Origin of the sequence: Glycomyces paridis, from assembly GCF_004912155.1 — a bacterium.
GTDB lineage: Bacteria > Actinomycetota > Actinomycetes > Mycobacteriales > Micromonosporaceae > Glycomyces > Glycomyces paridis.
In genome coordinates this window covers 320,233-345,180 of record NZ_STGX01000001.1, presented here as the reverse complement: position 1 = coordinate 345,180, position 24,948 = coordinate 320,233, and the positions used below count along the sequence as shown (strand labels likewise).

The following is a 24,948-nucleotide window of genomic DNA, read 5'->3' as shown; positions in this document are numbered from 1 at the left end:
CCTACCCGTGGCCCCGCGTTTACACTGGCCTCTATGACGTGGGTCCTATTGGCGGTGGTGTGCCTGGCGGCGGGCGGTTTCGGGGGCTGGTTCGCGGGGAGGTCGCGTCAGGCGGCCGAGCTGGCGGCGGCCTCGGCCCGGCTGGAGGCGGCCTCGGACAACGAGCAGCGGCTTGAGGCGACGCTGCGGACGGTGGCCTACGAGGCGACCGACCATTCGCGGGCGGCGGTCGGTCAGGTGCTCGCTCCGATCGCGGAGACGTTGGCGCGCTACGAGTCGCGACTGGGCGATGTGGAGCGCGCCCGTGTGGACGCGTATGCGCAGTTGCGGGTCCAGTTGTCGGGGGTGGCCGAGACTTCGGAGGATCTGCGGGAGCAGACGGGGCGGCTGCTGGGGGCGCTGCGGTCGCCGCAGGTGCGGGGCCAGTGGGGCGAGGTGCAGTTGCGGCGGATCGTGGAGGCCGCGGGCATGGTCGAGCACTGCGACTTCTCGGAGCAGCATTCGGGGGCGGTGGACGGCCGCGGCGTGCGCCCCGACCTGGTGGTGCGGCTGTCGGGCGGGCGAACGCTCGTGGTGGATGCGAAGGCGCCGCTCCAGGCGTACCTCCAGGCGCTGGAGTCGGAGGACGAGGTGGGCCGCGACCAGCTGCTGCGCTCGCACGCGAAGCATCTGCGGCGGCATGTGGAGTCGTTGGCGGGCAAGGAGTACTGGCGGGCGTTCGAGGACACGCCGGAGATGGTGGTGCTGTTCGTCCCGGCCGACGCGTTCTTGGACGCGGCGCTGCGGGGCGACCCGGCGCTGCTGGAGGACGCGTTCGCGCGCGGCGTGGTCGTGGCCTCGCCCGCGACGCTCATGGCGCTGCTGCGGACGGTGGCGCACACGTGGCGCCAGGAGGCGCTCGCGCTGCACGCCAAGGAGGTTCACCGCCTGGGCCGGGAGCTGCACGAGCGGCTCGGCTCGGTCGCGGGGCATTTCTCGCGGCTCGGGTCGTCGCTTGAGGCGGCGGTGGGCTCGTACAACGCGGCGGTCGCGAGCGTCGAGTCGCGGCTCCTGGTGACCGCGCGCCGCTTCAGCGAACTGGAGGTCGCGGGCGACCCGCCCGAGCGCCCGGAGCCGGTCATGACGCCGACCCGAAGGCCGGCCTGGGAATCGGAGTCCGCAACGCCCCCGCCCGAACGCTGACCGAACGCGGCTCCGAAACGGTCGACGCGACGCGAGACGGTTCGCGGTTCGCGGTTCGCGGTTCGCGGTTCGCGGTTCGCGGTTCGCGGTTCGCGGTTCGCGGTTCGCGGTTACAGCGTCTACCATCCCTAGCCCCCACCCACCCAGAGGGGACCGTAGCCCCCAGGTTCGCGCGCGGGTACGACAACAACCGGGCCCAAAGGCCCGGTTGTCACCCGAACGTGTCAGACGCGCCCAGCGGCCTTGAGGTCCTTGACGAGTTCGCGCGGGAGCGAGAAGGTGAGCTTCTCGGTGACCGGCTCGAATTCCTCAACGCTGGTGAACCCGCGCTCGGCGAGGTGGGCGAGCACGTCCTGGACGAGGTTGTCGGGGACCGAGGCGCCCGAGGAGAGGCCGACGGTCGCGGCGCCGTCGAGCCAGGACTCCTCGATCTCGTGGGCGAAGTCGATGAGGTGCCCGGCGCGGGCGCCGTGCTGCACGGCGACCTCGACGAGCCGCACCGAGTTCGAGGAGTTGGTGGAGCCGACCACGAGCATCACGTCGCATTCGGCCGCGATGTCCTTGACCACCTGCTGGCGGTTCTGGGTCGCGTAGCAGATGTCGTCGCTCGGCGGGTTCTGGAGCATCGGCAGGCGCTTCTTGAGCCGGTCGACGGTGGTCATCGTCTCGTCCACCGACAGGGTCGTCTGCGAGAGCCACACGACCTTCTCGGGGTCGCGGATCGTGATCTGGTCGACCGCGTCGGGCCCGTCGACGAGCTGGATGTGCGCGGGGGCCTCGCCGGAGGTGCCGATGACCTCCTCGTGCCCCTCGTGCCCGATGAGCAGGATGTCGTAGTCCTCCTCGGCGAACCGGCGGGCCTCCTTGTGGACCTTGGTCACCAGCGGGCAGGTCGCGTCGATCGCCTTGAGGCCGCGCTCGGCGGCCTGGTCGTGGACCTCGGGCGCCACGCCGTGCGCGGAGAAGACCACCACCGACCCCGGCGGCACCTCCTCGTTCTCCTCGACGAAGACCGCGCCCTTCCCAGAGAGCGTCTCGACGACGTGCCGGTTGTGCACGATCTCCTTGCGCACGTACACGGGAGCGCCGTAGAGCTCCAACGCCTTCTCGACGGTCTCCACGGCTCGGTCCACGCCCGCGCAGTACCCGCGCGGCTTGGCCAACAACACTCGCTTCGGGTCTGCCACGCCTCGATGGTATCCGGCCGCCCGGTTTCGTCACACCCGACAGTTAGTCTGGCCACGTGAACGACGCGCCCAGCAGTGCCGCCGAACCGAACGCCGCCGAGACCGACCGGCCCGCGACCGGGCCCGGCGCTCCGATGAGCGCCGAGAACCCGTGGCCGCTGCGGGTGGTGTCCAAGAAGATCGGCGACTGGCTCGCCCGCCTGGGCGAGGTGTGGACCGAGGGCCAGATCACCGAGATCAGCCACCGCGGCCGCACCGTCTACCTGACGCTGCGCGACCCGGCGGCCGAGGTCTCGATGCGGGTCGTGGACTTCACCGGCGCGGTCGCGGCCTGCGACCCGCCGCTGCGCGACGGCGCGCAGGTCGTCGTGCGCGCCCAGGCCCAGTGGTGGGACAAGAACGGCTCGCTCTCGCTGCACGTGCGGGAGGTCCGCCAGGTCGGCCTCGGCGAGCTGCTCGCGCGATTGGAGCGGCTCAAGAAGCTGCTCGCCGCGGAGGGCCTGTTCGCGGCCGACCGCAAGAAGCCGCTGCCGTTCCTGCCCTACCGGATCGGGCTCATCACCGGGCGCGCCTCCGACGCGATGCGCGACGTCCTCAAGAACGCCAAGGCCCGCCTGCCGTCCGCCGAGTTCGAGGTCCGCGAGGTCGCCGTCCAGGGCCCGAAGGCGGTCACGGAGGTGTGCGCGGCGCTGGCCGAACTCGACCGGGACCCTGACGTGGAGGTCATCGTCATCGCCCGCGGCGGCGGCTCGATGGAGGACCTGCTGCCGTTCTCCGACGAGACGCTGTGCCGGGCCGTCGCCGAGGCGGTCACGCCCGTGGTCTCCGCGATCGGGCACGAGCCGGACACGCCGATCCTCGACTACGTGGCCGACTGGCGCGCCTCCACGCCCACCGAGGCCGGCAAGAAGGTCGTCCCCGACCTCGCCGAGGAGCAGCGCGGCCTCAACATCAGCCGCACCCGCCTGCGCCAGGCGCTGCACTCGATGCTCACCAGGGAGTCCGACGCGCTCGCGGCGGCGCGCGCCCGCCCGGTGCTCGCCCGGCCCGAAACCATGCTGGAGGCCAGGGCCGAGGCGGTCGCGAACCTCGCGCACCGGATGCGCGCTCGCGTCGACTCGCGCCTGGAGCGGTCCACGGACGAACTCGAACACCTGCGGGCGCGCCTGCGCTCGCTGTCGCCGCAGTCGACGCTCGACCGCGGGTACGCGATCGTCACCGACGCCGAGTCGGGCGCGGTGCTGCGGGACGCGTCGGCGGCGGGCGACCGCATCGGCGTGCGCCTCGCGGCCGGGTCCCTGGCGGCGTCGGTGACGGAGAAGATCGAGCAGGAGGAACGTTGAACGACGAGCAGTTGAGCTACGAGGCGGCCCGCGCGGAACTGGTCGCCACCGTCGAGCGCCTGGAGGCGGGCGGGGCGACCCTGGAGGAGTCACTGAAGCTCTGGGAGCGCGGGGAGGCCCTGGCCGACCTGTGCCAGTCGCACCTGGAAGGCGCGCGGGAGCGCCTGCGGGCGCGCACCGAGCCCGGCGACGAGACCGAATAGGCCCGCGGCGTTACGCCGCGGCGGCCACGCCTTCGGCGAGTTCGGCGAGGTCGTCCTCGCCGTCGGGTTCGGCGGTGAGAACCACGGTGACGCCGTTCAGCTCGGCCACCCAGGCTTCGCCGCTGTCCAGCGCGTACGAGGCCCAGGTGATGCCTGCGGCCTCGACGGGCGTGCCGGTCCCGGTGAGGCCGGGGTCGACGCCGGTGAGGGGGCCGTTGGTCTCGACGAGCTGGAGGCCGTCGCCGTCCGGGGAGTACCAGCCGGTGCGCAGCGTGACCGATTCGCCTTCGACGGCGAGGTCGGTGGAGATGGCCTTCCAGTCCTCGGAGAGGTCGGGTTCGACCACGGCCAGACCGAGGCTGACGGCGGTGGTGCGGTTCTCGGCGGTGTCGACGACGCTGACCTGGCGGTCGTCAGCGATCCAGCTCCAGCCCCAGTAGAAGAGCCCCAGCGGGACCAAGAGCACCGCCATCGACAGCGCCATGTCGCGCATGCGCCGCTGCTTGGGGCGGGTGGGCTTCTCCGCCACTGCCTCCGCCTCCGCGGGCGCTTCGGGCCCGGCGGGCGCGGCTTCGGCCTTGACCTCTTCGGTGGACATGGCTTCATGGTGTACGACCCGCCGTCCGGCGGCGGCACCGGCCCGCCCCGGCGTGTCCCAGCAGTCGCCCGAGGCATCGCGGCAAGCCGGGCCGGACGCTGCGGGCCGGAGGCGGGGGCGCGGACTCGAAGCGACCGGGCGTGTCCCGGCGGGCGCGGAACGGCCCCGAGCCGCGTCGCCCCGGACTTGTTCCCGATGGCGTGTCCCGGCGGGCGCGAACGGCCGGTGTCGGGCGTTCCGTACTCGGGGCCGGGCCCCTGCGGCCGTCCCGTCCCATCAGGTGGGCGAACCGGGCGGCTCCGCCCAGCCAGGCGCGAATCCGACTTCACGCCCGTTCGGGGCCTGCAATACCCTCACCGCAACGGCTTGCGCCCGACGGAAGGAGCCCCTCTTGATCCTCGTGGCAGGCGAGAACGTCATCGACCTGGTCCCCGCCCCAGGCGATCAGCTCCGGCCCACTTGCGGCGGCGGGCCCGCCAACATCGCGGTCGCGCTCGCGAGGCGCGGCGTCCCGACCGCGCTGGTCGGCTCGGTCGGCGGCGACCACTTCGGCCGCCGGATCTGGCGGCGGCACATCGCGGCGGGGGTCCGCCGCGACTGGCTGCACCGCACCGACCTGCCCTCGACGCTCGGGCTCGCGGTGGTGCGCGAGGACGGGCGCGCCGACTACGACTACTGGACGACCGGCACCGCCGACTTCGCGTGGGAGGGCCGGGCCCTGCCCAAGCCCGATCCGGCCCGTGTGGACCTCGTGCACTTCGGTTCCCTCGCGGCCTATCTGGAGCCGTCGGCGCGGGCGATCGAGCACTGGGTGAACCGGGCGCGGCGGTCCGTGCCGGTCTCGTTCGACCCGAACATCCGCCTCAGCGCGATGGGCGAGGCGGCGAAGGTGCGGGAGCGGACCGAGCGCCTCGTCGGGCTCTCGACGCTCGTGCGGGTCTCGGAGCGGGACCTGGCGCAGCTCTACCCGGGGACGGCCGTGGACGCGATCGCCCGGGAGTGGCTGGAGGCCGGGCCGGAGCTGGTCGTGGTGACGCTCGGCGACGCGGGCTCGGTGGCGTTCCACCGCGGGCACGTCACCGAGATGGCGGCCCCGCGCGTCGACCTGGTCGACGCGATCGGCGCGGGCGACGCGTTCACGTCGGGCCTGCTGGGCTGGCTGACCTCGGCGGGCTGGATGCGGCGGGACCGGCTCGGGGCGTGGGGGAACCGGACGGTGGTGGCCGCGGCGCTGCGGTACGCGAGCCAGCTCGCCGGACACGCGTGCACCGTCCCGGGCGCACCGTGACCGTCGCGTCACGGATCGTGGTTCACTCGCCCGTAACTCGCCGCCGGTCGGCATAGGATCGACGTGTGCCTGCTCTCGAACTGCGGATCTGCCTCGACGAGTCCGACCTCGCCGCGGCGCTGCGCCTCGACGCCCGGCGGGGCCTGACCTCGCACCCCAAGTACCTGCCGATGCGTCTGCACTACGGCGGGCGCGGCTCGGCCCTGTTCGGCGAGCTCACACGGCAGCCGGAGTACTACCAGACGCGCAGCGAGCGCGCGATCCTGCGCGACCGGGCCGGGGAGATCGCCGCGGCGGTCGGGCCCGCGGGCGTCTCGGTGGTCGAGCTGGGGGCCGGGCGGGCCGAGAAGATCCGGCCGGTGCTCGACGCGCTGCACGGGCAGGGCCGCCTGGACGCGTTCTGGCCCTTCGACGTGGCCGCGGGCGAGGTCCGGGACGTGCTGCTGGAGCTGGCGACCGCCTATCCGGACGCCTACCTCGGCGGGATCGTCGGCGACTTCACGCTCCACCTGGCGCACCTGCCCGACCATCGCGACACGCGGCTGGTGGCGTTCCTCGGCGGGACCTTCGGGAACTTCACGGGCCTGGAGCGCGGCCAGTTCCTGCGGGACCTGCGCGAGGCGCTGCGGCCGGGCGACCGGTTCCTGCTCGGCGCGGACCTCGTCAAGGACCCGGAGGTCATCCTCGCCTCGTACAACGACGCGGCGGGGGTGACGGCCGAGTTCAACCTGAACGTGCTGTACGAGCTCAACCACCGCCTCGGCGCCGATTTCGAGCCCGACAACTTCGAGCACATCGCCTTGTGGGACAGCGACACCGCGACCGTCGACATGCGCCTGCGCGCGTTGAAGCCGATGAAGGTCGACGTCGCGGGGCTCGGGCTCGGCCTCGATTTCAGTGCGGGCGAGGAGATCCACACGGGGATCTCCACGAAGTTCCACCGCGGGGAGCTGGAGAACCAGTTGCAGGCGGCCGGGTTCGAGCCGGCGCGCTGCTGGACGGACGAGCGGGACTACATGGGCGTGTTCCTCGCCGAGGCGGTCTGACCCGCCGGGCCGATCGGGCGCGTCCGGGGCGATCGGGAACTAGGGTGGTCGGCATGGGAGAGATCGTGCTCGTCCGCCACGGAGCGACGACCTGGTCGGCGACCGGCCGGCACACCTCGGTCACCGACCTCGACCTCACCGAGCACGGTGTGGCGCAGGCGAAGGCGCTCGGGCCGCTGCTGGCGGGCCGCGAGTTCGCGGCGGTGTGGTCGAGTCCGCGCAAGCGCGCGCTGACGACGGCGGGCCTGGCCGGGCTCGACGTCACGGCGGTGATCCCGGACCTCGCGGAGTGGGCGTACGGCGAGTACGAGGGCCGCACTTCGGAGGAGATCGTTGCGGCCGACCCGGACTGGACGCTGTGGACCGACGGCGGCAAGGGTCCGGGCGGCGAGTCGCCCGAGGAGGTCGCGGCCCGGTTGGACCGGGCGCTCGCGGAGGCCGAGCCGCTGCTGGAGCGCGGCGACGTGGCCTTCGTGGCGCACGGGCACAGCCTGCGGGTGGCGGCGGCGCGGTGGCTGGGCCGACCGGCGCGGGACGGGCGCGAACTGACCATCGACACCGCCTCGATCGGCGCCCTCGGCTACGAGCACGGCGGCCACGCGATCACCTTGTGGAACCTCACGGCCGCCGCCGCGAGCCCGAAGGACGAGCGGGCCCGCATCAACGGCGCCGACGGCACGGACGCCGCGAACGGCGCCGGACCCCTCGGCCGTCCCTAAGCCCCACCCTCCCGAATGGGGAGAAGAAGGTAGCCCCATCGTTCCGCGCGGGTCCGACAAGAACCGGCCCACCGAGGCGGCATGTCACCCGATCGTGTCCCGCCCGGCGCGGGCCGCGAGTTCGGGCGCTGCCGCTCCATGTTCGTCCCGACTCGGGCGCTCGTGTGGGTTCCCGTTGCGGCGCGGGCGGTTTACCCTGATGTGAACACCCCCGAAGGAGGCCCGATGGACCCCATTCTGCTTTCGATCGCCACCGCCGCCGCCGGTTCGCTCGCCGGTGAGGCCGCCAAGGGCATCGTCGCCGCCGGCAAGTTCGTCCGCGAGCGCTTCGGCGGCGACGAGGGTCGCGAGCTGGTCCTGCTCCGCGCCGAGGCCGGCAAGATCCCGCCCGAAGGGCTCGCCGCGGCGATCGAGCAGGACTGCGCCGACGACCCCGAGTTCGGGCGCGCGCTGAGCGAGCTCGTCGGCCGCCCGATCCGGATCTCGCAGGTCGACCAGTCCGGCCAGCAGGTCATGTTCCAGAACAACTTCCACGACGGCGCGCCGAAGAACGTCGTGCAGGCCGACCGGATCGAGAACCTCCGCCTCGACTGACGGCCGTGCCGGTGGGCCGCGGCCCACCGGCGACTCGCCGACGCGCCGGCCCGCGCCGCGGACCGCGTTCCGTAGCCCTGACCTGCGCCGATTCTTCCGATTTGCGGCGCGCCACGGCCCGGTTCGGCCCCCGCGGCGGGCGGCTCTGGTAGGCTCCCTCGACCATGAGCCCTCCCCTCCTCCTCATCCGGTCGCTGCTGGTCCGCGTCCCGCCGCGCGCATGGCTGTGGGCGTTCCTGGTCGCGATCCTCACCGAACTGACCGCGATCTCGGCCGGTTTCGACGCGCTGCGCTGGGTCTCCAAGCCCGCCTTGACGATCCTGCTGCTCGGCTACCTCATCGTCTCGGTCTCGCCGGGGCGGCGCCCCGCGCGCTGGATGGGTCTGGGCCTGCTGCTCGCGTGCGCGGCGGACATCGCGCTGCTGGTCGAGGGCGAACCCGCGTTCCTGACGGGCATGGGCCTGTTCGGGGCGATGCAGATCGTCTACATAGGCGTGTTCGTGCGACTGGGCGCGCTGGCGCCGCTGCGGCGGCGCTGGTTGGTGCCGGGGGCGTACCTCGCGTTCTGGTTGGGCGCGAACGTGGTGCTGTGGCCTCGGCTCGAAGCGCTGGCGGTGCCGATCGCGGTCTACAGCCTGCTGCTGGTGTCGATGGGCGCGGTGTCGAGCGGCCTCGGGCGCATCTCCGGCCTCGGCGGCCTGCTGTTCGTGGTCTCGGACCTGATACTGGGCATGGGCGTCGCCGGATTCGACCTGCCGCTGGAGGGCCAGGCGGTCATGGCGACGTACGCGGCGGCGCAGTTGCTGCTCGTGATCGGTTGCGTCCGTGCGGTGAACGCCTCAGGCTCGCCCTCGACGGCCGCCGCCGAGCAGTAGGGTCGGGGTATGAAACGCGTCTTGTGGGTCCTCGCCTTCATCGTCGGCGGCTACTTCATCATCCGAGCCTTGGTGGAGCCGTTCATCATCGACTACTCGGACCCTTCCAGCTACGCCGCCGACTGGGGCGGGCCCAGCCTCTTCGGCGTCCTCTTCGTCCACATGGGTCCCGGCATCCTCGCGGCGGTCCTGCTGGTCCTCATGGTCCGCAAGACCGGCAACCGCTCCGTCCAGGAGACCGTCGACGGCGCCCTCGACGACTGACTCCTTGCCGCTCCTCCTCGATCTCCTCTCCGTCCTCGCGTGCCTCGCCGCGGTGGCCGCCTTCGTGCTCGTCGGCCTTCGCCTGGCCGTCCCGGACGAACCGCACGCGACCCCCGACCGGCCCCGGCCCCGCCTGCGCAGACGCCTGATCGGCGCCGCGGCCGCGATCGGCGCCTTCACCGTGCTAACGCTCGCGACCGCCGCGCAGACGGCCTTCGGCGCGCCGCTCGGCGACCGCGTCGGCGTCCCCGTCAGGGTCGCCGAGGTCGGCGAATGCGACCAGCCCGTGCTCGCCTTCGGACTCGTCAAGCGCTGCGACCTCGCCGCGTACTCGTCCACAAGCCCGAGCACGGACTGGTCCGGCGCCCCGGTCGTCGTCTCGCGCACCGTGCCCGAACCGGGCGACGAAGTGGCCCAGTACGAGGTCTCGGGCTGGCGCGCGTACGTCCAGGTGCTCCCCCGGGACCGCACATGGCGCCCCGTAGCCGAAGAGGCCCGCCCGGACCTGACCTGGCTCCCCGCGGCGACGATGGCGGCCGCCACCCTCCTCGCCGGAACGATCGCCCGGTTCGCGAAGCGCCGCAGCCTCCCGGTGTAACTCCACGCCGGTACCGCGATCACGGAGGTGGGCACGGATCTCCGGCAGATGCAGGTGCGCCAGGGTCAGCGGCACCGATCCGAAGCCTACGAGCATCCAGACGAGGTCGATCGACGGTTCCGGGTACTGCAACCCGCCTGCGGCCAGCCCGGCCGCGACGGCGACCACACCGAACCCGAGCCATCTGGGCAGCTCGAAGAACGGCCTGCGCATCCCCGGAATCAATGCGAAGACGTTGACCACGGCCAGGACGGCGGTCAACGCCTGAAATGCGAACTGATGGCCGTGGACGTCGGCGACGAGTACCGTCGCCGCGCACGCCGATCCGACGCCGAGCGACATTGCCCAGCATCCCCAGTCGGCGGCTCGCAGGTGGTGTCGGACGGGTCGGTTGCGCCACTCCGCCGGGTCGACGCCCGGCGGCGCGGGCCGTATCATCGCCGCGATGGCCGAGGCGAAGCCGACCATCTGCATGCTCAGCGAGATCCTCGACAACAGGCCACTGTCGGCCTCGACCGCCCAGGCCTGCAACAAGAACGAGGGGACGATCGTCCCCACCGCCATCACGATGTAGACGGCGCCGAGCAAGGGCGTGAACCGCCTGCCGACACCGGTCATGCGGAGAAATCCGGGCGAGGGCGTACGTCGAGGCCTGGCTCGGGGAGAACGCCGGAGGGTGCGCGGTACATCGGCGGGGTCCGATTCACTTGTGACGGCGGGGGCGGCCGAGTCTGATCCAAAGTGTAGCGACTCCTCCACTGGACCGGGCCACATCGCTTCTCCGGCGAGGCTGCCGCACAGCCGAAAGGCCCCGGCTGGTGCCGGGGCCTTTGTCGTCGGTCAGGTGAGGTCGATGCGGGTGAGGCGTTGGGTGGCTCGGGTGAGGACGACGTAGGCGACGCCGGGGCCGTGGGAGGCGGCGACGGCTTTGAGGTCGACGGCTATGACGGCGTCCCATTCGAGGCCCTTGGACTCCAAGGGGCCCACCAGGGTCACGCGGTCGTCGTGCACCAGCGCGGCGAGTTCGGCGTGCCTGGCGTACGGCGCGATGATGCCTACGGTGCCCTCGACGGCGTCGAGCGCTTCGGCGACCGCGCCGGCGAGTTCGGGCAGCAGGGCGTCGGCGGCGACCTTCTTCTCCTCGACTGGGACGCCGGTCTCGCGCACGGCTTCGGGGAGGTCGATCTCGCGGAGGCGGGGGCGGGCCCAGGCGGCGGCGTACTCGAAGACCTCTTTGGAGTTGCGGTAGTTCTTGGTGAGGTGGAATTCGTGGACGCGGCCGCGGGGGACGGCGCGGCGGCGGGCGTCGGCGCTCTCGCGGGGGCGGGGCCAGCTCGACTGGGCCTCGTCGCCGACGACGGTCCAGCCGGCGGCGCGGCCGCGGCGGCCGAGGACGCGCCACTGCATGGGCGAGAGGTCCTGGGCCTCGTCGACGATGACGTGGGCGTAGTCCTCGTAGAACGCGTCGCGGGCCTGGCGTTCGGGCCGGTCGTAGTAGCGGTCCTGGGTGGTCGAGACCTCTTGGATGCCGTCCCAGGACCGGATGCGGTCCCTTCCGCGCGGCTGCGGTTTGACGCCGAGGAGGAGGCGCAGTTCGTCGAGGAGCGCGACGTCGGGGATGGAGAAGTCGGCCTCGCGCAGGGAGGCGGCGACGGCCTGGACGGCGTCGTGCTTGAGGTGGCCTTCGGCGGCGGAGGCGAGGCGGCGGGCGTCGCCGGCCCAGCCGAGGACGTCGGCGGGGTCGAGGTCGGGCCACCAGTGGTCGAGGAAGGTGAGGAACTCGCCGCGGGAGCCGACGTCGCGGGAGAACTTGGCGGGCTCGGCGTCGGGGATGACGGGTTTGATCTTGCGCCACAGGGCGATGAGGAGGGCGCGTCCGGCCTCGGTCTTGGCGAGGTTGGGGCGCGTCTCCTTCTCGAAGACGCGGGCGCGCACGGCCGCGAGTTCGGGGGCGTCGAGGCGGAACACGTCGCCGCGGTAGACGATGCGCAGTTCGCCGGGCGCGCCGGGCGGGGTCTGGCGGACCAGGCGCCGCAGGATCGGGAGCATGACGGTGCCGCCCTTGACGGCGGCGACCTCGGGCCGGTCCTGGCGGGTGGCCTCGACCCCGGCGTACAGCTCGCCCATGGAGTAGAGGGCGGCGGTCTCCTCGCCGAGGCTCGGCAGGACCCGCCCGATGTACTTCATGAACACCGCGGAGGGGCCGACGACGAGGATGCCGGCGGCCTCGTAGCGGCTGCGGTCCTGGTAGAGGAGGTAGGCGGCGCGGTGGAGGGCCACGACGGTCTTGCCGGTGCCGGGGCCGCCGGTGATGATGGTGGCGCCGCGCCCGGGGGCGCGGATGGCGGCGTCCTGCTCGGCCTGGATGGTGGCGACGATGTCGCGCATCCGGCCGGTGCGCTTGCGGCCCAAGGCGGCCATGAGGGCGCCGTCGCCGACGACGGGGAGGCGTTCGGCGGCGTCGTCGTTGAGCAGGTCGTCGCTGATCTCCTCGACGGTGCGGCCGAAGGAGCGGATGACGCGGCGGCGGGCGACGTCCTGGCGGTCGACGGCGGTGGCGCGGTAGAAGGGCGCGGCGGCGGGGGCGCGCCAGTCGATGAGGAGGGTGCGGTACTCCTCGTCGCGGACGCCGAGGCGTCCGATGTGGCGGACCTTGCCGTCGTCGAAGTCGAGCCGGCCGAAGACCATGCCCTCGTGCTGGGAGTCGAGGTCGGCGATGCGGCGGGCGGCGCGGTAGACGAAGACGTCGCGTTCGAACTGGGCGCCGGGGACGGTCGCGGCGAGGTGGGCGTAGCCGGAGTCGCGGTTGCCCTCGGCTTCGCCGCGGAGCACGTCGACGCGGTCGTAGACGCGGTCGACGAAGCGCTGCTCGATCGCGATCTCCTGCTCGGGGGTGTTGGCGGGATCGGGGTCGGGCACGGCGTGCGTCGTGTCGACGTCCTGCGGGTGGCGGTCGTCGGCGGGGCCTGGTTCCTGGGACACTGCGCTCCTCGCTCGAATTCGGGAACGCACCAGCCTAGCGCGCCGCGGCGACGCCCGTCCGCCGATCGAGGGCTACACGCGATCGGGCCACACCCGGTACATCCAGGAGTAGTCGTCGTCGATCTCGGTGAAGCCGAACCGCTCGTAGAGTCCCTGGGCGTCGCCGGTGGCGAGGACGATGCGCTTGAGGCGCATCCGCTCGGCCTCGGCGACGAGGTGGGCCATGAGGCGCTTGCCGATCCCGCCGCCGCGCACCGACCGGTCGACGATCACGTCGCTGAGCCACGCGAAGTAGGTCCGGTCGGTGACCAGGCGCGCGAAGGCGACCTGGCGGTCGCCTTCGTAGACGCCGTACGGGAGCGAGTGGTCGATCGCCCGGTCCATGTCCTCGCGGGTGCGCCCGGTCGCCCAGTAGGTGTCGGTGGAGATGACCCGGTGGATCCAGTCGCGGTCGAGGCGGTCGGGGTCGGAGGAGATCTCGTACGCGTCGGTGTCCATGCGGTTCCCTCGTTCAGCCGGTGGCTTCGAGGGTGCCCCTGGTGCGCTTGCGCCGCAAGTAGATTTCCATGAAGGCGACGTTGAGGACGATCGAGGAGACGACGGCCGCGGTGTAGGCGACGTCGAAGAGGGCTTCGAAGTCGCCGCCGTAGTGGCCGTCGAGGAGCGGCAGCTGCGCGGCGATGAACAGTCCGAGGTAGACGCGCAGGTTGACGGCCGCGAAGGTCGCGGCGAAGTTGCGCAGCATCCATTCGCGGTGGCGCGCGTAGTCGCCGGCGCGCACCGCCCGGTAGGCGAGGAGCGCCGACCAGAACCAGAAGACGTCGAGGACCACGAAGGTGGTCATGGGGATCGGCCCGGCGGTGGTGAGGAAGGCGACGACGATGCCCGAGAGGCTGCCGGGGAGGACCCCGGCGAGGAGGTAGATCCGGCCGAGGGTGCGGTGGACCTTGGGGTGGCGGGCGCGGATCGAGCCGAAGAACTGGAAGGGCCCGACGAGGAGCGCGATCCCGGCGGTGGCGGCGTGGACGACGAGGAACGGCAGGTGGAAGGGCACGTCTTCGCGGATGCCGACGCGGGAGTCGACGTCGGGGACGAGGTAGGCGGGCACGGCGTAGAGGACGATCGCGACGCTGAGGACGGCGACGGTGACGACGGCGGTGCGCCCTCGCCGGCGGTCGCGCCTGCGGGTGTCGAGGGTGGCGGTCATGGGTGCTCCAAGTGTGAGTGACACTATCGATAGCAAAACTATCACTTGTTTCGGAGGGCGGTCAACCGCGCTTCGGGTAAGAAGGACCCATGCGAATCGGCGAGCTCAGCGCGAGGACCGGGGTCCCCGCGGCCACCATCAAGTACTACGTGCGCGAGGGACTGCTCGCCGGCGGCGAGCGCCGGGGCCACAACCAGGTGGAGTACGGCGAGGAGCACGTCAGGCGCCTGCGGCTGGTGCGGGCGATGGTGGAGGTCGGGTCGGTGCCGATCGCGAAGGTCCGCGAGGTGCTCGCCGAGATCGAGGAGCCCGACCGCGACCTCGACAGCACGCTGGGGGTCGCCAGCCGGGCGCTGTCGCAGCACCGGGTGCCGGTCGAGCCGCCCGCGGAGGAGGACCTCGAGACCGCGCGCGCGATCGTGCGGCGCCGGGGCTGGGACGCGATCGAGCCGGGCCACCCCTACCTGTGGACGCTCGCCGACGCGATCGGGCGCCTGCGCGAGCTCGGGCTGGCCGACATGGTCGACATGACCGGGGAGTACGCGCGGGCGGCCGAGATCGTGGCGGAGTTCGACCTCGCGCTCCTCGCGACCCGGCGCGAGCCCGACGAGATCCTGGAGGCGATGGTCGTGGGCACGGTCCTGGGCGATGCGATCTTCGAGGCGCTGCGCCGCATCGCCCAGGTCGAGGTTTCGGCGCGGGTATTCCAACGAGGACAACGGAACACGGAAGAACCCGAAAGTCACTCATCCACTGGGGAGTGATCGCGGGCCCGTGACCGAGCGCTCCCGCCTCGTCTCATGCACGAATGACAATGTCTGCAATTGTCGGGTTTTGGACTGCGCAAGCCGATTGGGCGCTTCTACGCTTATCGCAACGCACCCCCGGTGGCGCGGTGGCAGAGGGCAAGCCTGCTCGACAAGAGACTTTGCCGCCATCACCAGGAGGTCGTCCGCCGAAGTGGGGTAGGCGGACGGCCCGCGGCGGGGCTCCGACAACCTGGCCCGGAGCCCCGCCGCCCTCGACGAGGGTCCTCACGGTTCGAGGGCCGCGGCGACCGCCGCGGCCCTCGATCGCGCTTGATGCCCGTCCTAGACCAGCGCCCCGTCGCGGGCGACGATGCGGCCGTCCTTGACCACGAGGGACCGCTCGTGGTGCTCCAGGACCGCCTCGGAGGGGTTGCGGCCGGCGACGGCGACGAGGTCGGCCCGGTCGCCGACGGCAAGGCCGTATCCGTCGAGGCCGAGGAGCTTCGCGCCGCCGTACGTGGCGGCCTCCAGGGCCAGTTCGATGTCCGCGTCCTTGCTGAAGCCGGCGTTGCGCGCGAACCACTGGGTGCGCTGGAGCAGGTCGCCGGTCCCGTACGGGCTCCACAGGTCGCGCACGCCGTCGTTGCCGATCCCCATGACGACCCCGGCGGCGTCGAGCTCGCGCAGCGGCAGGATCTGCCTGGGCGCCACGGAGGTCAGGCCGATCCGCAGTTCGGCGAGGTCGGCGATGAGGCGGGCGCGGGTCGCCTCGTCGGCGTCGCAGAGCGCGAAGGCGTGGCTGATGACGACCTTGCCGGTGTAGCCGAGCGCGCGGGTGCGCTCGATGATGAGGTCGAACTCGCGCACGCCGAGGTCGCCGCCGTCGTGGAGGTGGATGTCGATCTCCGCGCCGTGCTTCTCGGCGAGGGCGAAGACGAGGTCGAGGTGGGCCTCGGCGTCGCCGTCGAAGCCGGCCGGGTCGATGCCGCCGACGGACTTCACGCCCGCGGCGAGCGCGGCGTCCATGAGCTCGGCGGTGCCGGGGCTGGTGAGGATGCCGGTCTGCGGGAAGGCGACCAGCTCGACGTCGATGCGCCCGGCGAGGCGCTCGACGGCCTCCCGAACGGCGTGCACCGCGCCGATGCCGATGCCCGGGTCGACGTCGACGTGCGAGCGCGCGTGGGTGGTGCCGGAGACGACCATGTTGGTGAGCAGCGCGGTGATGAAGTCGGGGTTCGGGACGCCGAACTCGGCGCGGCGCTCGGCCCCGTAGGCGATGGCGGCGGCGAGGCCGGGCCCGGCGGTGCGCGGGACCCAGGGGCCGCCCCAGAGGGTCTTGTCGACGTGGGCGTGGGCGTCCACCAGGCCGGGGATGAGGACGGCGCCGGCGAGGTCCTCGACCGCGGCGCCCTCCGCGTCGAGCGCGTCCGCGACTTCGGCGATCCGTCCGTCGCGCACGAGGAGGTCGGTGCGCCCTTCGCTGCCCCAGAGCCGGGCGTCGCGCAGCAGCAGGTCGGTCATGTTCGATCCTTTCGCCTCAGGTCCCGCTCATAGCGGTATACCACTATTCACGACGGTATACCGTTGACGCGGGCCCGGCCACCGCCGGGCCCAGGAGAGAGACAGATCATGACCAGAGGCGAACGGGTCTACCGGGAGCTGCGCGAGCGGATCGTCACCGCCGATCTGCGCCCCGGGCAGCGGCTCATCGAACGCGACCTCGCAGCCGAGTTCGAGGTCTCCCGCATACCCCTGCGAGAGGCCTTGCAGCGCTTGGCGGGCGACGGCCTCGTCACGACCGTCCCCGGCCAGGGCAGCATCGTCACCGTGCCCACCCCCAAGGACATCGCCGACCTCTTCGACGTGCGCGCCGGCCTCGAACCGCTGGCCGCCCGCCTCGCCGCCGCCGGCGCCGGGCCCGAGACGCTGCGGCGCCTGCGCGCCTGCGTCGACTCCGACACCGCGGCGCCCGTGGACGCGAACGCCGACTTCCACCGCGAACTCGTCGCCGCCGCCGGCAATCCGCTCCTCACCCAGATCATGGAGCCCCTCGAAGCCCGGATGCGCTGGCTCTTCCACCTCACCTCCGGCGCCGACCCGGTGGAGCGCGACCCGGCCCGCCAGCGCCGCGAGCACGAAGCGCTCCTGGAGGCGATCGAGGCGGCCGACGCGGACCGGGCGGCGGCGATCTCCCTCGCGCACTTGGAGGACGGGCGCGCCCCGACCTTGGAGGCGGCGCGGCGCTGGCAGGTGGCGGCGGTGGACGCGGAGGAGGCGACGCGGACGCGGCGGCGGCGCGTCAGCGCCTGAAGACGCCCTGGCGGACGGCGGCGGCGACCGCGGCGGTGCGGTTGTCGACGCCGAGTTTCGCGAAGATGTGCACCAAGTGGGTCTTCACGGTGGCTTCGGTGACGTAGAGGCGCTGGGCGATCTGCTTGTTGCCCAGGCCTTCGGCGAGCAGGCCGACGATCTCGGACTCGCGTGCGGTGAGTGCGGGGCGCCCGGTGCGAACCTGGTTCATGACGCGGGCGGCGACCTTCGGGGAGAGGGCGCTCTCGCCGCGCGCGGCGGCGCGGACGGCGGCGAACAGCTCCTCGGGCGGGCAGGCTTTGAGCAGGTAGCCGGTGGCGCCGGCCGCGACGGCGCGGTGGATGTCGGCGTCGGTCTCGTAGGTGGTGAGGACGAGGACGCGCGGCGGGTCGGGCAGGGCGAGGAGGGCTTCGGTGGCGGCGACGCCGTCGGGGCCGTCGCCGAGCTGGAGGTCCATGAGGACGACCTCGGGTCGGGCGGCGCGGGCGCCTTGGAGTGCGGCGGCGGCGTTGTCGGCCTCGCCCACGAGTTCCATGTCGGGTTCGCCGTCGATGAGGGCGGCGAGGCCCGCTCTGACTACGGGGTGGTCGTCCACCAGGTAGAGCCGCATCAGTCCTCCTCGGGTGCGTGGATCGGTACGGCGGCGGCGACCGTGGTGCCTTCGCCGGGGTGGCTTTCGACGGTGAGGGTGCCGCCTACTGCCGCGAGCCGGGCCCGCATCCCGGCAAGGCCGAAGCCGCGGTCGGCGGGAGGGGCGTCGTCGGGTACCGGGCCGAGAGCGGCCGGTTCGGATGCCGGGCCACGCCGGAGGCGGGCCGCTTCCGGTGTCTGGGGGTCGAAGCCGTGGTCGGCGGGGCTTCCAGCGGTGTCGGGTCCGTCCGAGTCGAGAGCGGCCGGTTTGGGCGCCGGGCCGCGCCGGGGGCCGACCGGTTCCGGCGTCCGACGGTCGAAGCCGCGGTCGGCGGGAACGGCGTCGTCGGCGGGGCTTCCAGCGGTGTCGGGTACCGGGCCGGGGGCGGTCGACTCGGGCACCGGGCCACGCCGTGGGCCGGCCGCTTCCGGCGTCCCGGGGTCGAAGCCGCGGCCGTCGTCGTGGACGTCGAGGGCGACCGCGTCGCCGAGGTGGGAGAGGGTGACGACCGCTTCGGTCGCGTCGGCGTGCTCGGCGGCATTGGCGAGCGCGCCTTGGGCGACGCGCAGGAGGGCGGCGTCGGCGCGGTCGCCGGTGGGGCCCGGTTCGCCGACGGAGCGGAAGGCGGTGCGCAGGCCGGTGCGGCGCTCGGTGTCGGCGCACAGGAGCCGCAGGGCCTCGGCGAGGGTGCGGCCGTCGAGTCGGGCCGGGCTGAGGTCGCGCACGAACCGGCGGGCCTCGGCGAGGTTCTCGTCTGCGACGGCGGCGGCCTGGGCGGCGAGCGCGCGTGACCGGTCGGTGCCCCAGGATCGGTCGGCGGCCTGGAGGAGCATGGCGATGCTGGAGAGGCCCTGCGCGAGGGTGTCGTGGATTTCGCGGGCGAGGCGTTCGCGCTCTTCGAGGGCTCCGGCGCGCTGCTGGGAGTCGGCGAGGGAGTCGCGGGCGGCGACGAGGTCGTCGATGAGGCGCTGGCGCTGGCCGATCTCGTGCTGGAGGACCCAGAAGACGGCGGTGATCATCGCGGCGATGCCGATCGGGGCGAGGACGAGGCTCGGTTCGACGACCTTCGCGATGCGCAACTGCCCGGCGATGACGGCGGCGGTGAGCAGCGCGGCGGCGGCAACAGTGGCGGCAGCGGGGAGGAGGCGCAGGCACAGGAAGTACAGGGGGATCGCGCACCACGCGAAGGAGGGCGCGAGGAGGACGAGTGCGACGTAGACGCCGAGCACGAGTCCGAGCCAGACGGGCCGGGCGCCGCCGAGCCGGTGCCACAGGGCCACGCCTGCGCCGTAGAGGGCCGCGAGGATCGCGGCCACGGTGAGGGCGGCGACGGTGTGGCGGTCGGTGAGCTCGTGCCGGGCGACGACGCGCGCGGCGGAGGCGGCGAGCAGCAGGAAGAAGCCCGCGTGCATCGCCCCGTTGAGCCAGGACCGCTCCCCCATCGTGGCCTCCTCTGCCGAATCGTAGGCGGTGCCGGTGGCGGCTTCGCCGTTTCTCACCCGGGCGCCGGACCGGCCGGGCCCGAGTCGATGGCGGCGGCGCCTCAGCGCGCCCGCGCCCCCGCGACCCCGCGACCCCGCGACCCCGCGACCCCGCGACCCCGCGACCCCGCGACCCCGCGACCCCGCGACCCCGCGACCGATGATCATCGCCCGAGCCCGAACCCGGACTTGACGGGTCCGTATTACGACTCGAAACGACCGTTCCGGACCGGAGGGCCCGTTCGCCCGTACCGCCGACCGGCAGCCGCCGGTGCGCCGCCCACGACGCGGGCCGCGACCCGAGCCGAATCCCGTCCCGCATGCCGCCGGTAGGCCCGTTGCCGGGCCTGCTCACGAGGTTGCCCGGCGGCAGGGCCTGGTCGCATCAATCGAACGGTTGACGCCGGACCTCGTCCGGGCGGCGCGGGAAGACCCGTCGTCGGCTCGATGCGCCGGGGCGCGGCGCGCCGAAGACTTGTCCTCGTGCCGGTGAGAGCACCGGACCGAACTCGAAGGAGCCGAACATGAACGCCACGCCCACCACTTTCCGCAAGCGCCTCGCCGTCGGCGCGGTCACCGGTCTCGCCGTCGTCGGGGGGATCGTCGGCGTCAGCGCGTACGCGGCGCCGACCGCCGTGGCCGAGGCCGAACCGGTGGACGCGATCGCGGTCGCCGAGGTCCAGGAGGACGGCGTGCGGGCCTCGAACTCGCTCACCCACGAGGCGGCGATGGCGGTGCTCGACGCGGCCCAGGAGAAGGCGGCCGAGCTCGACCAGCGCGTCACGGTGACGATCGTGGACCGCGACGGGAACACGGTCGCGATGGTCAAGGGCGACGGCGCGGGCCCGCAGAGCCCGGACTCGGCCGAGGCGAAGGCTTACACGGCGGTGTCGTGGGGCCAGGCGACGAGCGACCTTACGAACGCGGCGAAGGGCAACGGCCCGAGCATCGCCGACATCCCCGGCACGCTGTTCCTCGCGGGCGGCGTCCCGGTCGTGTTCGACGGCGCCCCGATCGCGGGCATCGGCGTCGGCGGCGCCCCTTCGGGCGACATCGACGAGGAGATCGCCCTGGCAGGTCTCGCCGCGCTCGAAGACCTCGAAGGGTAGTCGTGGCGGCCCGCACGGGGTCCGGGCGCGGAGGCTTCGGACGCACGGGCTTTGAGCGCGGAGGTTTCGGGCGCACCGGGTCCGGAACCAGGGGCTTCAAGCGCCGGGTGGTCCTGGCCGCGGGGCTCGGCCTCGCGGCCGGGCCGCTGGCGGCCTGCGCGCCGGACCCCGAACCGCGCGAACGGGGTTCGCGTTCGCCGTCCGCCTCCGGGCGGACGGCGCGGCCGGGCGAAGGACTGCTCGCGCAGTGGGACGCCGACCTGCTGGAGGCGGCGGGCGCGGGCGACGCCGCCTCGGTCACCGCGCTCCTGGACCGCGGCGCGCGGATCGAGGCGCGGAACGAAGACGGGCGAGGGCCGCTCATGCTCGCGGCGCTCGCCGACCGGGTGGAGGCCGCGACGGTCCTCGTCGAACGCGGCGCCGACCCCGACGCGACCGACGACCTCGGCGACACCCCGTGGGTGACCTGCGGCGTGACCGGCTCGGTCGCGATGATGCGGGTCATCTGGGAGGCCGGCCCCGACCTGACAGTCCCGAACCGGCGCGGCGGCAGCCCACTCCATCCGGCTTCGGAGCGCGGGCACGCCGACTACGTGCGGGAGGTGCTGGCGACCACCGGCATCGAGTCCGTGATCGACCGCGTCAACTACAACGGCTGGACCGCCCTCCTCGAAGCGGTCGCACTCGGCGACGGCGGCGAACCTCACCAGGAGATCACCGCGATGCTCCTCGACGTGGGCGCCGACGCTAGCCTCCGCGACCGCAACGGCCGCACCGCCCTCGACCACGCGAGAGCACGCGGCTACGGCGTTATCGAAGACCTGCTCGCATAAGGACCGACCACATGTCGCACCCCCGAGCCACCCTTGACCCGGGGGGCCTTCCGCACCGACACACCCGACCCCGGGGGCACAGCCCGCCGGTCAGGTCCAGAGTTGGTGGAGGGCGATCTCCAGTTCGCCCAGCATGTTGCGCAGCAGCGGCATCGACAGGCCGATCACGGTGCCCGGGTCGCCCTCGATGCGGTCGATGAAGGCCGAGCCGTAGCCGTCGAGGGTGAAGGAGCCCGCCACGTGCAGCGGCTCGCCGGTCGCCACGTAGGCGGCGATCTCCTCGTCGGCGACCTCGGCGAAGTGGACGACGGTCCCCGAGGCCCGCACGACCTTCCGGTCGGCGGCGGTGTCGATGAGGCAGTGCCCGGTGTACAGCGTCCCCGAGTTCCCGCGCATCCGCTTCCAGCGCGACGTCGCCTCCTCCGGGCCCTCGGGCTTGCCGAGGATCTCGTGCCCGAAGTGCAGCACCGAGTCGCAGCCGAGCACGAGCGAACCCGCGCTCACCTGGTCGAGGACCGCCTCGGCCTTGAGTTCGGCGAGCGCGCTCGCCAGCTCGGCCGGGTCCTCGCCCATGACGCGGCTCTCGTCGACGCCGGAGACGATCACGAGCGGCTCGATCCCGGCCGCGCGCAGCAGTTCGCGGCGGGCCGGGGACTGCGAGGCCAGGACGAACGGGTGCGTCAACGGTCCGTCCCCCGGCGCGCCGGGACGGCGGTGTCGCGCCAGGACCGGCGCACGCGCAGCTTCAGGCCCGGGTTCGACCAGGCCGCCCGGCGCCCGGGCGCCTCCGACTCCTCCTCGGGGCGCGGCAGGGCCGTGATCAGCCCGACCAGCGCTGCGAGCTCCTCGTCGGAAGGGTTCCCGCGGAGGACCTTGAGCTCCAGACTCATCGCGCTACTCCTCATCGATGTCGAATTCGCGGTGCACCCGCTCCCAGAAGCCGTCGCGGACCCAGATCCGCGCTTCGGGGTGGTCGCGTAGAGAGTATCCGAGTTCCTTCTCGGCCTCCACCAGCAGCTCCTTGTCGATGACCGTCGGCAGCTGCGGGCCCGGCAGGAGGTCCGCTATGTTGTCGGCGCCCCTGGTCAGCAGCCATTTGTGGCCCACGTACTCCCCGACCGAGCGGACGGTCTCGGGGTCGAGCTTCTCGCCGGTCTGCGTGGTCCGCACGAATTTCGGCCGGGCCGACTCGGCCTGCGCCAGCGCGTCGGCGGCGTTCATGGTGACCGCCACCGACTGGCGCTGGCCGAAGACGGCGGCGGGGCTGGGCACGCGCGGTTCGGGCTGCGTCATGGGCGCGCCGACCATGCTCAGGGTGGCCGCGGCGGCGGTGCCGCTCTTGGTGAAGTAGGCGCGCACGTCCTCGGCCTCGATGGTGGCGACCGTGTCGGACTCCCACACGAGGCGCTCGGCCTGGTTGGTGCCGTAGGGCGGTTCGACGCCCCACAGGTGGACGCGCACGCCGTAGGCCTGGGCGACCTCGACGGCGGGGACCATGTCCTCGTCGCCGGCGAGGAGGATGGCCTCGTGGACGGCGTGGTGGCGGGCGAGGAGCTCCAGGTCGGAGCGGATCTGTGCGTCGACGCCCTTCTGCTGGCCGCGCGAGTTGAGGTTGCCGAGGCGGACCTTGACGAACTCCATGTTGGCGATGACGCGCTGGTCGACGGTGGGCACGCGGTCGCGGGCGGCGTCGAACCAGTACAGGCGCAGGAGCTCGCCGTCGGGGAGGCGGTGCGCGGCCCGTTCGATGAGGGATTTGATGAGCTTCTCGGCGTCGACGCGGTAGTCGCGGCGCGAGGTGGCGTCGAGCAGGAGTTCCGCGGCGGCCGCGTAGAGGTAGCCGACGTCGATCAATATGGCGTACCGCCGGGACGGCAGCCCGGGCAGCATCCCTCCGATTGGTGTCATGGCCCACTCCCAACGTCGGGCGGGACATTTCGTCCCGCTTCCCCCAGCTGTGTAAGACGGTACCCGGATCGGACGCTTGGGATGGGAGTGGTGCACGCCGCTCCGCGTGGCAAAGCGGTTTCTCCCGGTAGTGGCGCGTGTGCGGAGCGGACACGGCCGCGGGCCGCGGGCGGGGTTCACCCGTTCCGGTGAGGAGGGCGGCGGGGCAGAGCCCCGCCGCCTTCGGTGTCCTTACAGCGGGATGTTGCCGTGCTTCTTGGCGGGCAGTTCGTCGCGCTTGGAGGCGTTCATGCGCAGGCCGCGCACGAGCTGGGCGCGGGTCTCGCGCGGCTGGATGACCGCGTCGATGAGGCCGAGTTCGGCCGCGACGTACGGGTTGTTCAGCTTCTCCTCGTACTCGGACATGAGTTCGGCGCGCTTGGCCTGCTCGTCGTCGGCCTTGGCGAGCTCGCGGCGGTAGAGAATGTTGACGGCGCCCTGGGAGCCCATGACGGCGATCTCGGCGGTCGGCCAGGCCAGGCACAGGTCGGCGCCGACGCCCTTGGAGCCCATGACGCAGTACGCGCCGCCGTAGTCCTTGCGGCAGACGACGGTGAGCTTGGGGACGGTGGCCTCGGCGTAGGCGTAGATGAGCTTGGCGCCGCGGCGGATGATCCCGTCGTGCTCCTGGGAGGTGCCGGGGAGGAACCCGGGGACGTCCACGAAGGAGATGATCGGGATGTTGAAGGCGTCGCAGAAGCGGATGAACCGGGCGGCCTTCTCGGAGGCGTCGATGTCGAGGCAGCCGGCGAAGTGCATGGGCTGGTTGGCGACGACGCCGACGGGGCGGCCGTCGAGGCGCCCGAAGCCGGTGAGGATGTTCTTGGCGAACAGCGCCTGGGTCTCCAGGAACTCGCCCTCGTCGAGGACGGACTCGACGACCTTGTGCATGTCGTAGGGCTGGTTCGCGGAGTTGGGGATGACCGTGTCCAGCGCGAGGTCGTCGGCGGTGAGGTCGAGCTCGAAGTCCTTGGACTCGTAGGCGGGGGGCTCGTCGAGGTTGTTCGAGGGCAGGTACGACAGCAGGTGCTTGACGTATTCGAGCGCGTCGCCCTCGTCGGAGGCGAGGTAGTGGGCGTTGCCGGCGACGGCGTTGTGGGTGCGGGCGCCGCCGAGCTCCTCCATGCCGACGTCCTCGCCGGTCACGGCGCGCACGACGTCGGGTCCGGTGATGAACATGTGGGAGGTCTGGTCGACCATGACGGTGAAGTCGGTGATCGCGGGCGAGTAGACCGCGCCGCCCGCGCACGGGCCCATGATGAGCGAGATCTGGGGGATGACGCCGGAGGCGCGCACGTTGCGGAAGAAGATCTCGGCGTAGCCGCCGAGGGAGGCGACGCCCTCCTGGATGCGGGCGCCGCCGGAGTCGGAGATGCCGATGATCGGGCGGCCGGTGCGCAGCGCCAGCTCCTGGATCTTCGTGATCTTCTCGCCCGAGACCTGTCCGAGGGAGCCGCCGAGGACGGTGAAGTCCTGGGCGAACACGCAGACCTCGCGGCCCTCGATGGTGCCGTAGCCGGTGACGACGCCGTCGCCGTAGGGCCGGTTGGCCTCCATGCCGAAGCTGGTGGAGTGGTGCCTGCGGAGGCTGTCGAGTTCGACGAACGACCCCTCGTCGAGGAGCTGCTCCAGGCGCTCGCGTGCGGTGCGCTTGCCCTTCTCGTGCTGCTTCTCGATCGCCCGGGGGTTCCCGGTGGCCGATTCGGAGAGGCGCTCGGCCAGGTCGGCGAGCCGCCCGGCGGTCGTGTGGAAGTCGATGTCGGTCACGCTTCGGATCGTATCGGCCCGCGCGGTGGCTACGC

General features: G+C 72.7%; 27 protein-coding genes. 15 read left to right on the top strand and 12 right to left on the bottom strand.

Annotation, left to right across the window (positions count from 1 at the left end; genetic code table 11):
* Positions 1-33 precede the first annotated feature (33 nt).
* Positions 34-1,182, top strand: coding sequence for a DNA recombination protein RmuC (locus E9998_RS01540; protein ID WP_136527929.1), 1,149 nt, complete (start codon positions 34-36; stop codon positions 1,180-1,182).
* Positions 1,183-1,406: 224 nt separating this feature from the next.
* On the opposite strand, the gene E9998_RS01530 is transcribed toward E9998_RS01540, so the two are convergent.
* A complete protein-coding gene (locus E9998_RS01530) occupies positions 1,407-2,369 on the bottom strand; it encodes a 4-hydroxy-3-methylbut-2-enyl diphosphate reductase (RefSeq protein WP_136527928.1) in 963 nt (320 codons plus the stop codon).
* A gap of 134 nt (positions 2,370-2,503) precedes the next feature.
* On the opposite strand from E9998_RS01530, the gene xseA reads away from it, so the two are divergent.
* Positions 2,504-3,712 (top strand): exodeoxyribonuclease VII large subunit, encoded by a 1,209-nt coding sequence (gene xseA / locus E9998_RS01525; RefSeq protein ID WP_136528063.1) that lies wholly within the window; start codon positions 2,504-2,506, stop codon positions 3,710-3,712.
* Positions 3,709-3,915, top strand: coding sequence for an exodeoxyribonuclease VII small subunit (locus E9998_RS01520; protein ID WP_136527927.1), 207 nt, complete (start codon positions 3,709-3,711; stop codon positions 3,913-3,915). Before xseA ends, E9998_RS01520 begins: the two co-directional genes overlap by 4 nt.
* 10 nt (positions 3,916-3,925) lie before the next feature.
* On the opposite strand, the gene E9998_RS01515 is transcribed toward E9998_RS01520, so the two are convergent.
* Positions 3,926-4,513 carry a DUF4245 family protein gene (locus E9998_RS01515; RefSeq protein ID WP_136527926.1) on the bottom strand — a complete coding sequence of 196 codons (588 nt, stop codon included), beginning with the start codon at positions 4,511-4,513 and terminating at the stop codon, positions 3,926-3,928.
* 400 nt (positions 4,514-4,913) lie between these two features.
* Between E9998_RS01515 and E9998_RS25090 the strand changes: the two genes are divergently transcribed.
* From E9998_RS25090 to E9998_RS26640, 8 genes are all read left to right on the top strand, one after another.
* Entirely contained in the window at positions 4,914-5,801 is an 888-nt protein-coding gene (locus E9998_RS25090; RefSeq protein WP_240037461.1) for a carbohydrate kinase family protein, read from the top strand.
* Between the two features lie 65 nt (positions 5,802-5,866).
* The gene (gene egtD / locus E9998_RS01505) at positions 5,867-6,847 is read left to right on the top strand and encodes an L-histidine N(alpha)-methyltransferase (RefSeq protein ID WP_136527924.1); all 981 of its coding nucleotides are present in this window, start codon (positions 5,867-5,869) and stop codon (positions 6,845-6,847) included.
* Positions 6,848-6,900: 53 nt separating this feature from the next.
* On the top strand, positions 6,901-7,566 hold the full coding sequence (locus E9998_RS01500; RefSeq protein WP_136527923.1) for a histidine phosphatase family protein: 666 nt from the start codon (positions 6,901-6,903) through the stop codon (positions 7,564-7,566).
* Between the two features lie 225 nt (positions 7,567-7,791).
* Positions 7,792-8,160 (top strand): hypothetical protein, encoded by a 369-nt coding sequence (locus E9998_RS01495; protein WP_136527922.1) that lies wholly within the window; start codon positions 7,792-7,794, stop codon positions 8,158-8,160.
* Between the two features lie 164 nt (positions 8,161-8,324).
* Positions 8,325-9,035 (top strand): lysoplasmalogenase, encoded by a 711-nt coding sequence (locus E9998_RS01490; RefSeq protein WP_136527921.1) that lies wholly within the window; start codon positions 8,325-8,327, stop codon positions 9,033-9,035.
* 9 nt (positions 9,036-9,044) lie between these two features.
* Positions 9,045-9,299 (top strand): hypothetical protein, encoded by a 255-nt coding sequence (locus E9998_RS01485; protein WP_136527920.1) that lies wholly within the window; start codon positions 9,045-9,047, stop codon positions 9,297-9,299.
* 4 nt (positions 9,300-9,303) lie between these two features.
* Positions 9,304-9,897 (top strand): hypothetical protein, encoded by a 594-nt coding sequence (locus E9998_RS01480; protein WP_136527919.1) that lies wholly within the window; start codon positions 9,304-9,306, stop codon positions 9,895-9,897.
* A 445-nt stretch (positions 9,898-10,342) separates the two neighbouring features.
* The gene (locus E9998_RS26640) at positions 10,343-10,471 is read left to right on the top strand and encodes a hypothetical protein (protein WP_275669484.1); all 129 of its coding nucleotides are present in this window, start codon (positions 10,343-10,345) and stop codon (positions 10,469-10,471) included.
* Between the two features lie 266 nt (positions 10,472-10,737).
* Here E9998_RS26640 and E9998_RS01475 read toward each other — a convergent pair whose 3' ends face one another.
* From E9998_RS01475 to E9998_RS01465, 3 genes are all read right to left on the bottom strand, one after another.
* Entirely contained in the window at positions 10,738-12,879 is a 2,142-nt protein-coding gene (locus E9998_RS01475) for a HelD family protein (protein WP_204745188.1), read from the bottom strand.
* 72 nt (positions 12,880-12,951) lie between these two features.
* On the bottom strand, positions 12,952-13,377 hold the full coding sequence (locus tag E9998_RS01470) for a GNAT family N-acetyltransferase (protein ID WP_136527918.1): 426 nt from the start codon (positions 13,375-13,377) through the stop codon (positions 12,952-12,954).
* Positions 13,378-13,390: 13 nt separating this feature from the next.
* Positions 13,391-14,086, bottom strand: a complete 696-nt coding sequence (locus E9998_RS01465; protein WP_136527917.1) for a DUF2306 domain-containing protein — start codon at positions 14,084-14,086, stop codon at positions 13,391-13,393.
* Between the two features lie 89 nt (positions 14,087-14,175).
* Between E9998_RS01465 and E9998_RS01460 the strand changes: the two genes are divergently transcribed.
* Complete coding sequence (locus E9998_RS01460; protein ID WP_136527916.1) at positions 14,176-14,850, top strand: MerR family transcriptional regulator; 675 nt, start codon at positions 14,176-14,178, stop codon at positions 14,848-14,850.
* A gap of 327 nt (positions 14,851-15,177) precedes the next feature.
* Here E9998_RS01460 and E9998_RS01455 read toward each other — a convergent pair whose 3' ends face one another.
* Complete coding sequence (locus E9998_RS01455; RefSeq protein ID WP_136527915.1) at positions 15,178-16,356, bottom strand: amidohydrolase; 1,179 nt, start codon at positions 16,354-16,356, stop codon at positions 15,178-15,180.
* Between the two features lie 108 nt (positions 16,357-16,464).
* Here E9998_RS01455 and E9998_RS01450 point away from each other — a divergent pair, with 108 nt between their 5' ends.
* On the top strand, positions 16,465-17,145 hold the full coding sequence (locus E9998_RS01450; protein ID WP_136527914.1) for a GntR family transcriptional regulator: 681 nt from the start codon (positions 16,465-16,467) through the stop codon (positions 17,143-17,145).
* Here the strand turns inward: E9998_RS01450 and E9998_RS01445 are convergent.
* Both E9998_RS01445 and E9998_RS01435 read right to left on the bottom strand, forming a co-directional pair.
* Entirely contained in the window at positions 17,135-17,755 is a 621-nt protein-coding gene (locus E9998_RS01445) for a response regulator (RefSeq protein ID WP_275669483.1), read from the bottom strand. The two genes, E9998_RS01450 and E9998_RS01445, sit on opposite strands and share 11 nt — an antisense overlap.
* Positions 17,755-19,275, bottom strand: a complete 1,521-nt coding sequence (locus tag E9998_RS01435; protein ID WP_240037453.1) for an ATP-binding protein — start codon at positions 19,273-19,275, stop codon at positions 17,755-17,757. Before E9998_RS01435 ends, E9998_RS01445 begins: the two co-directional genes overlap by 1 nt.
* Before the next feature lie 506 nt (positions 19,276-19,781).
* Between E9998_RS01435 and E9998_RS01425 the strand changes: the two genes are divergently transcribed.
* Positions 19,782-20,366, top strand: a complete 585-nt coding sequence (locus E9998_RS01425) for a GlcG/HbpS family heme-binding protein (protein ID WP_136527912.1) — start codon at positions 19,782-19,784, stop codon at positions 20,364-20,366.
* 236 nt (positions 20,367-20,602) lie between these two features.
* A complete protein-coding gene (locus E9998_RS01420) occupies positions 20,603-21,199 on the top strand; it encodes an ankyrin repeat domain-containing protein (protein WP_420842401.1) in 597 nt (198 codons plus the stop codon).
* Positions 21,200-21,289: 90 nt separating this feature from the next.
* On the opposite strand, the gene E9998_RS01415 is transcribed toward E9998_RS01420, so the two are convergent.
* From E9998_RS01415 to E9998_RS01400, 4 genes are all read right to left on the bottom strand, one after another.
* Positions 21,290-21,883: a Maf family protein gene (locus tag E9998_RS01415; protein ID WP_136527911.1), complete on the bottom strand. Its 594-nt coding sequence runs from the start codon at positions 21,881-21,883 to the stop codon at positions 21,290-21,292.
* Positions 21,880-22,089, bottom strand: coding sequence for an acyl-CoA carboxylase subunit epsilon (locus E9998_RS01410; protein WP_158299662.1), 210 nt, complete (start codon positions 22,087-22,089; stop codon positions 21,880-21,882). The genes E9998_RS01415 and E9998_RS01410 overlap by 4 nt, the downstream gene beginning before the upstream one ends.
* Before the next feature lie 4 nt (positions 22,090-22,093).
* Positions 22,094-23,107 (bottom strand): NYN domain-containing protein, encoded by a 1,014-nt coding sequence (locus E9998_RS01405; RefSeq protein WP_204745186.1) that lies wholly within the window; start codon positions 23,105-23,107, stop codon positions 22,094-22,096.
* A gap of 231 nt (positions 23,108-23,338) precedes the next feature.
* On the bottom strand, positions 23,339-24,922 hold the full coding sequence (locus tag E9998_RS01400; RefSeq protein ID WP_136528058.1) for an acyl-CoA carboxylase subunit beta: 1,584 nt from the start codon (positions 24,920-24,922) through the stop codon (positions 23,339-23,341).
* Between the last annotated feature and the right edge of the window lie 26 nt (positions 24,923-24,948).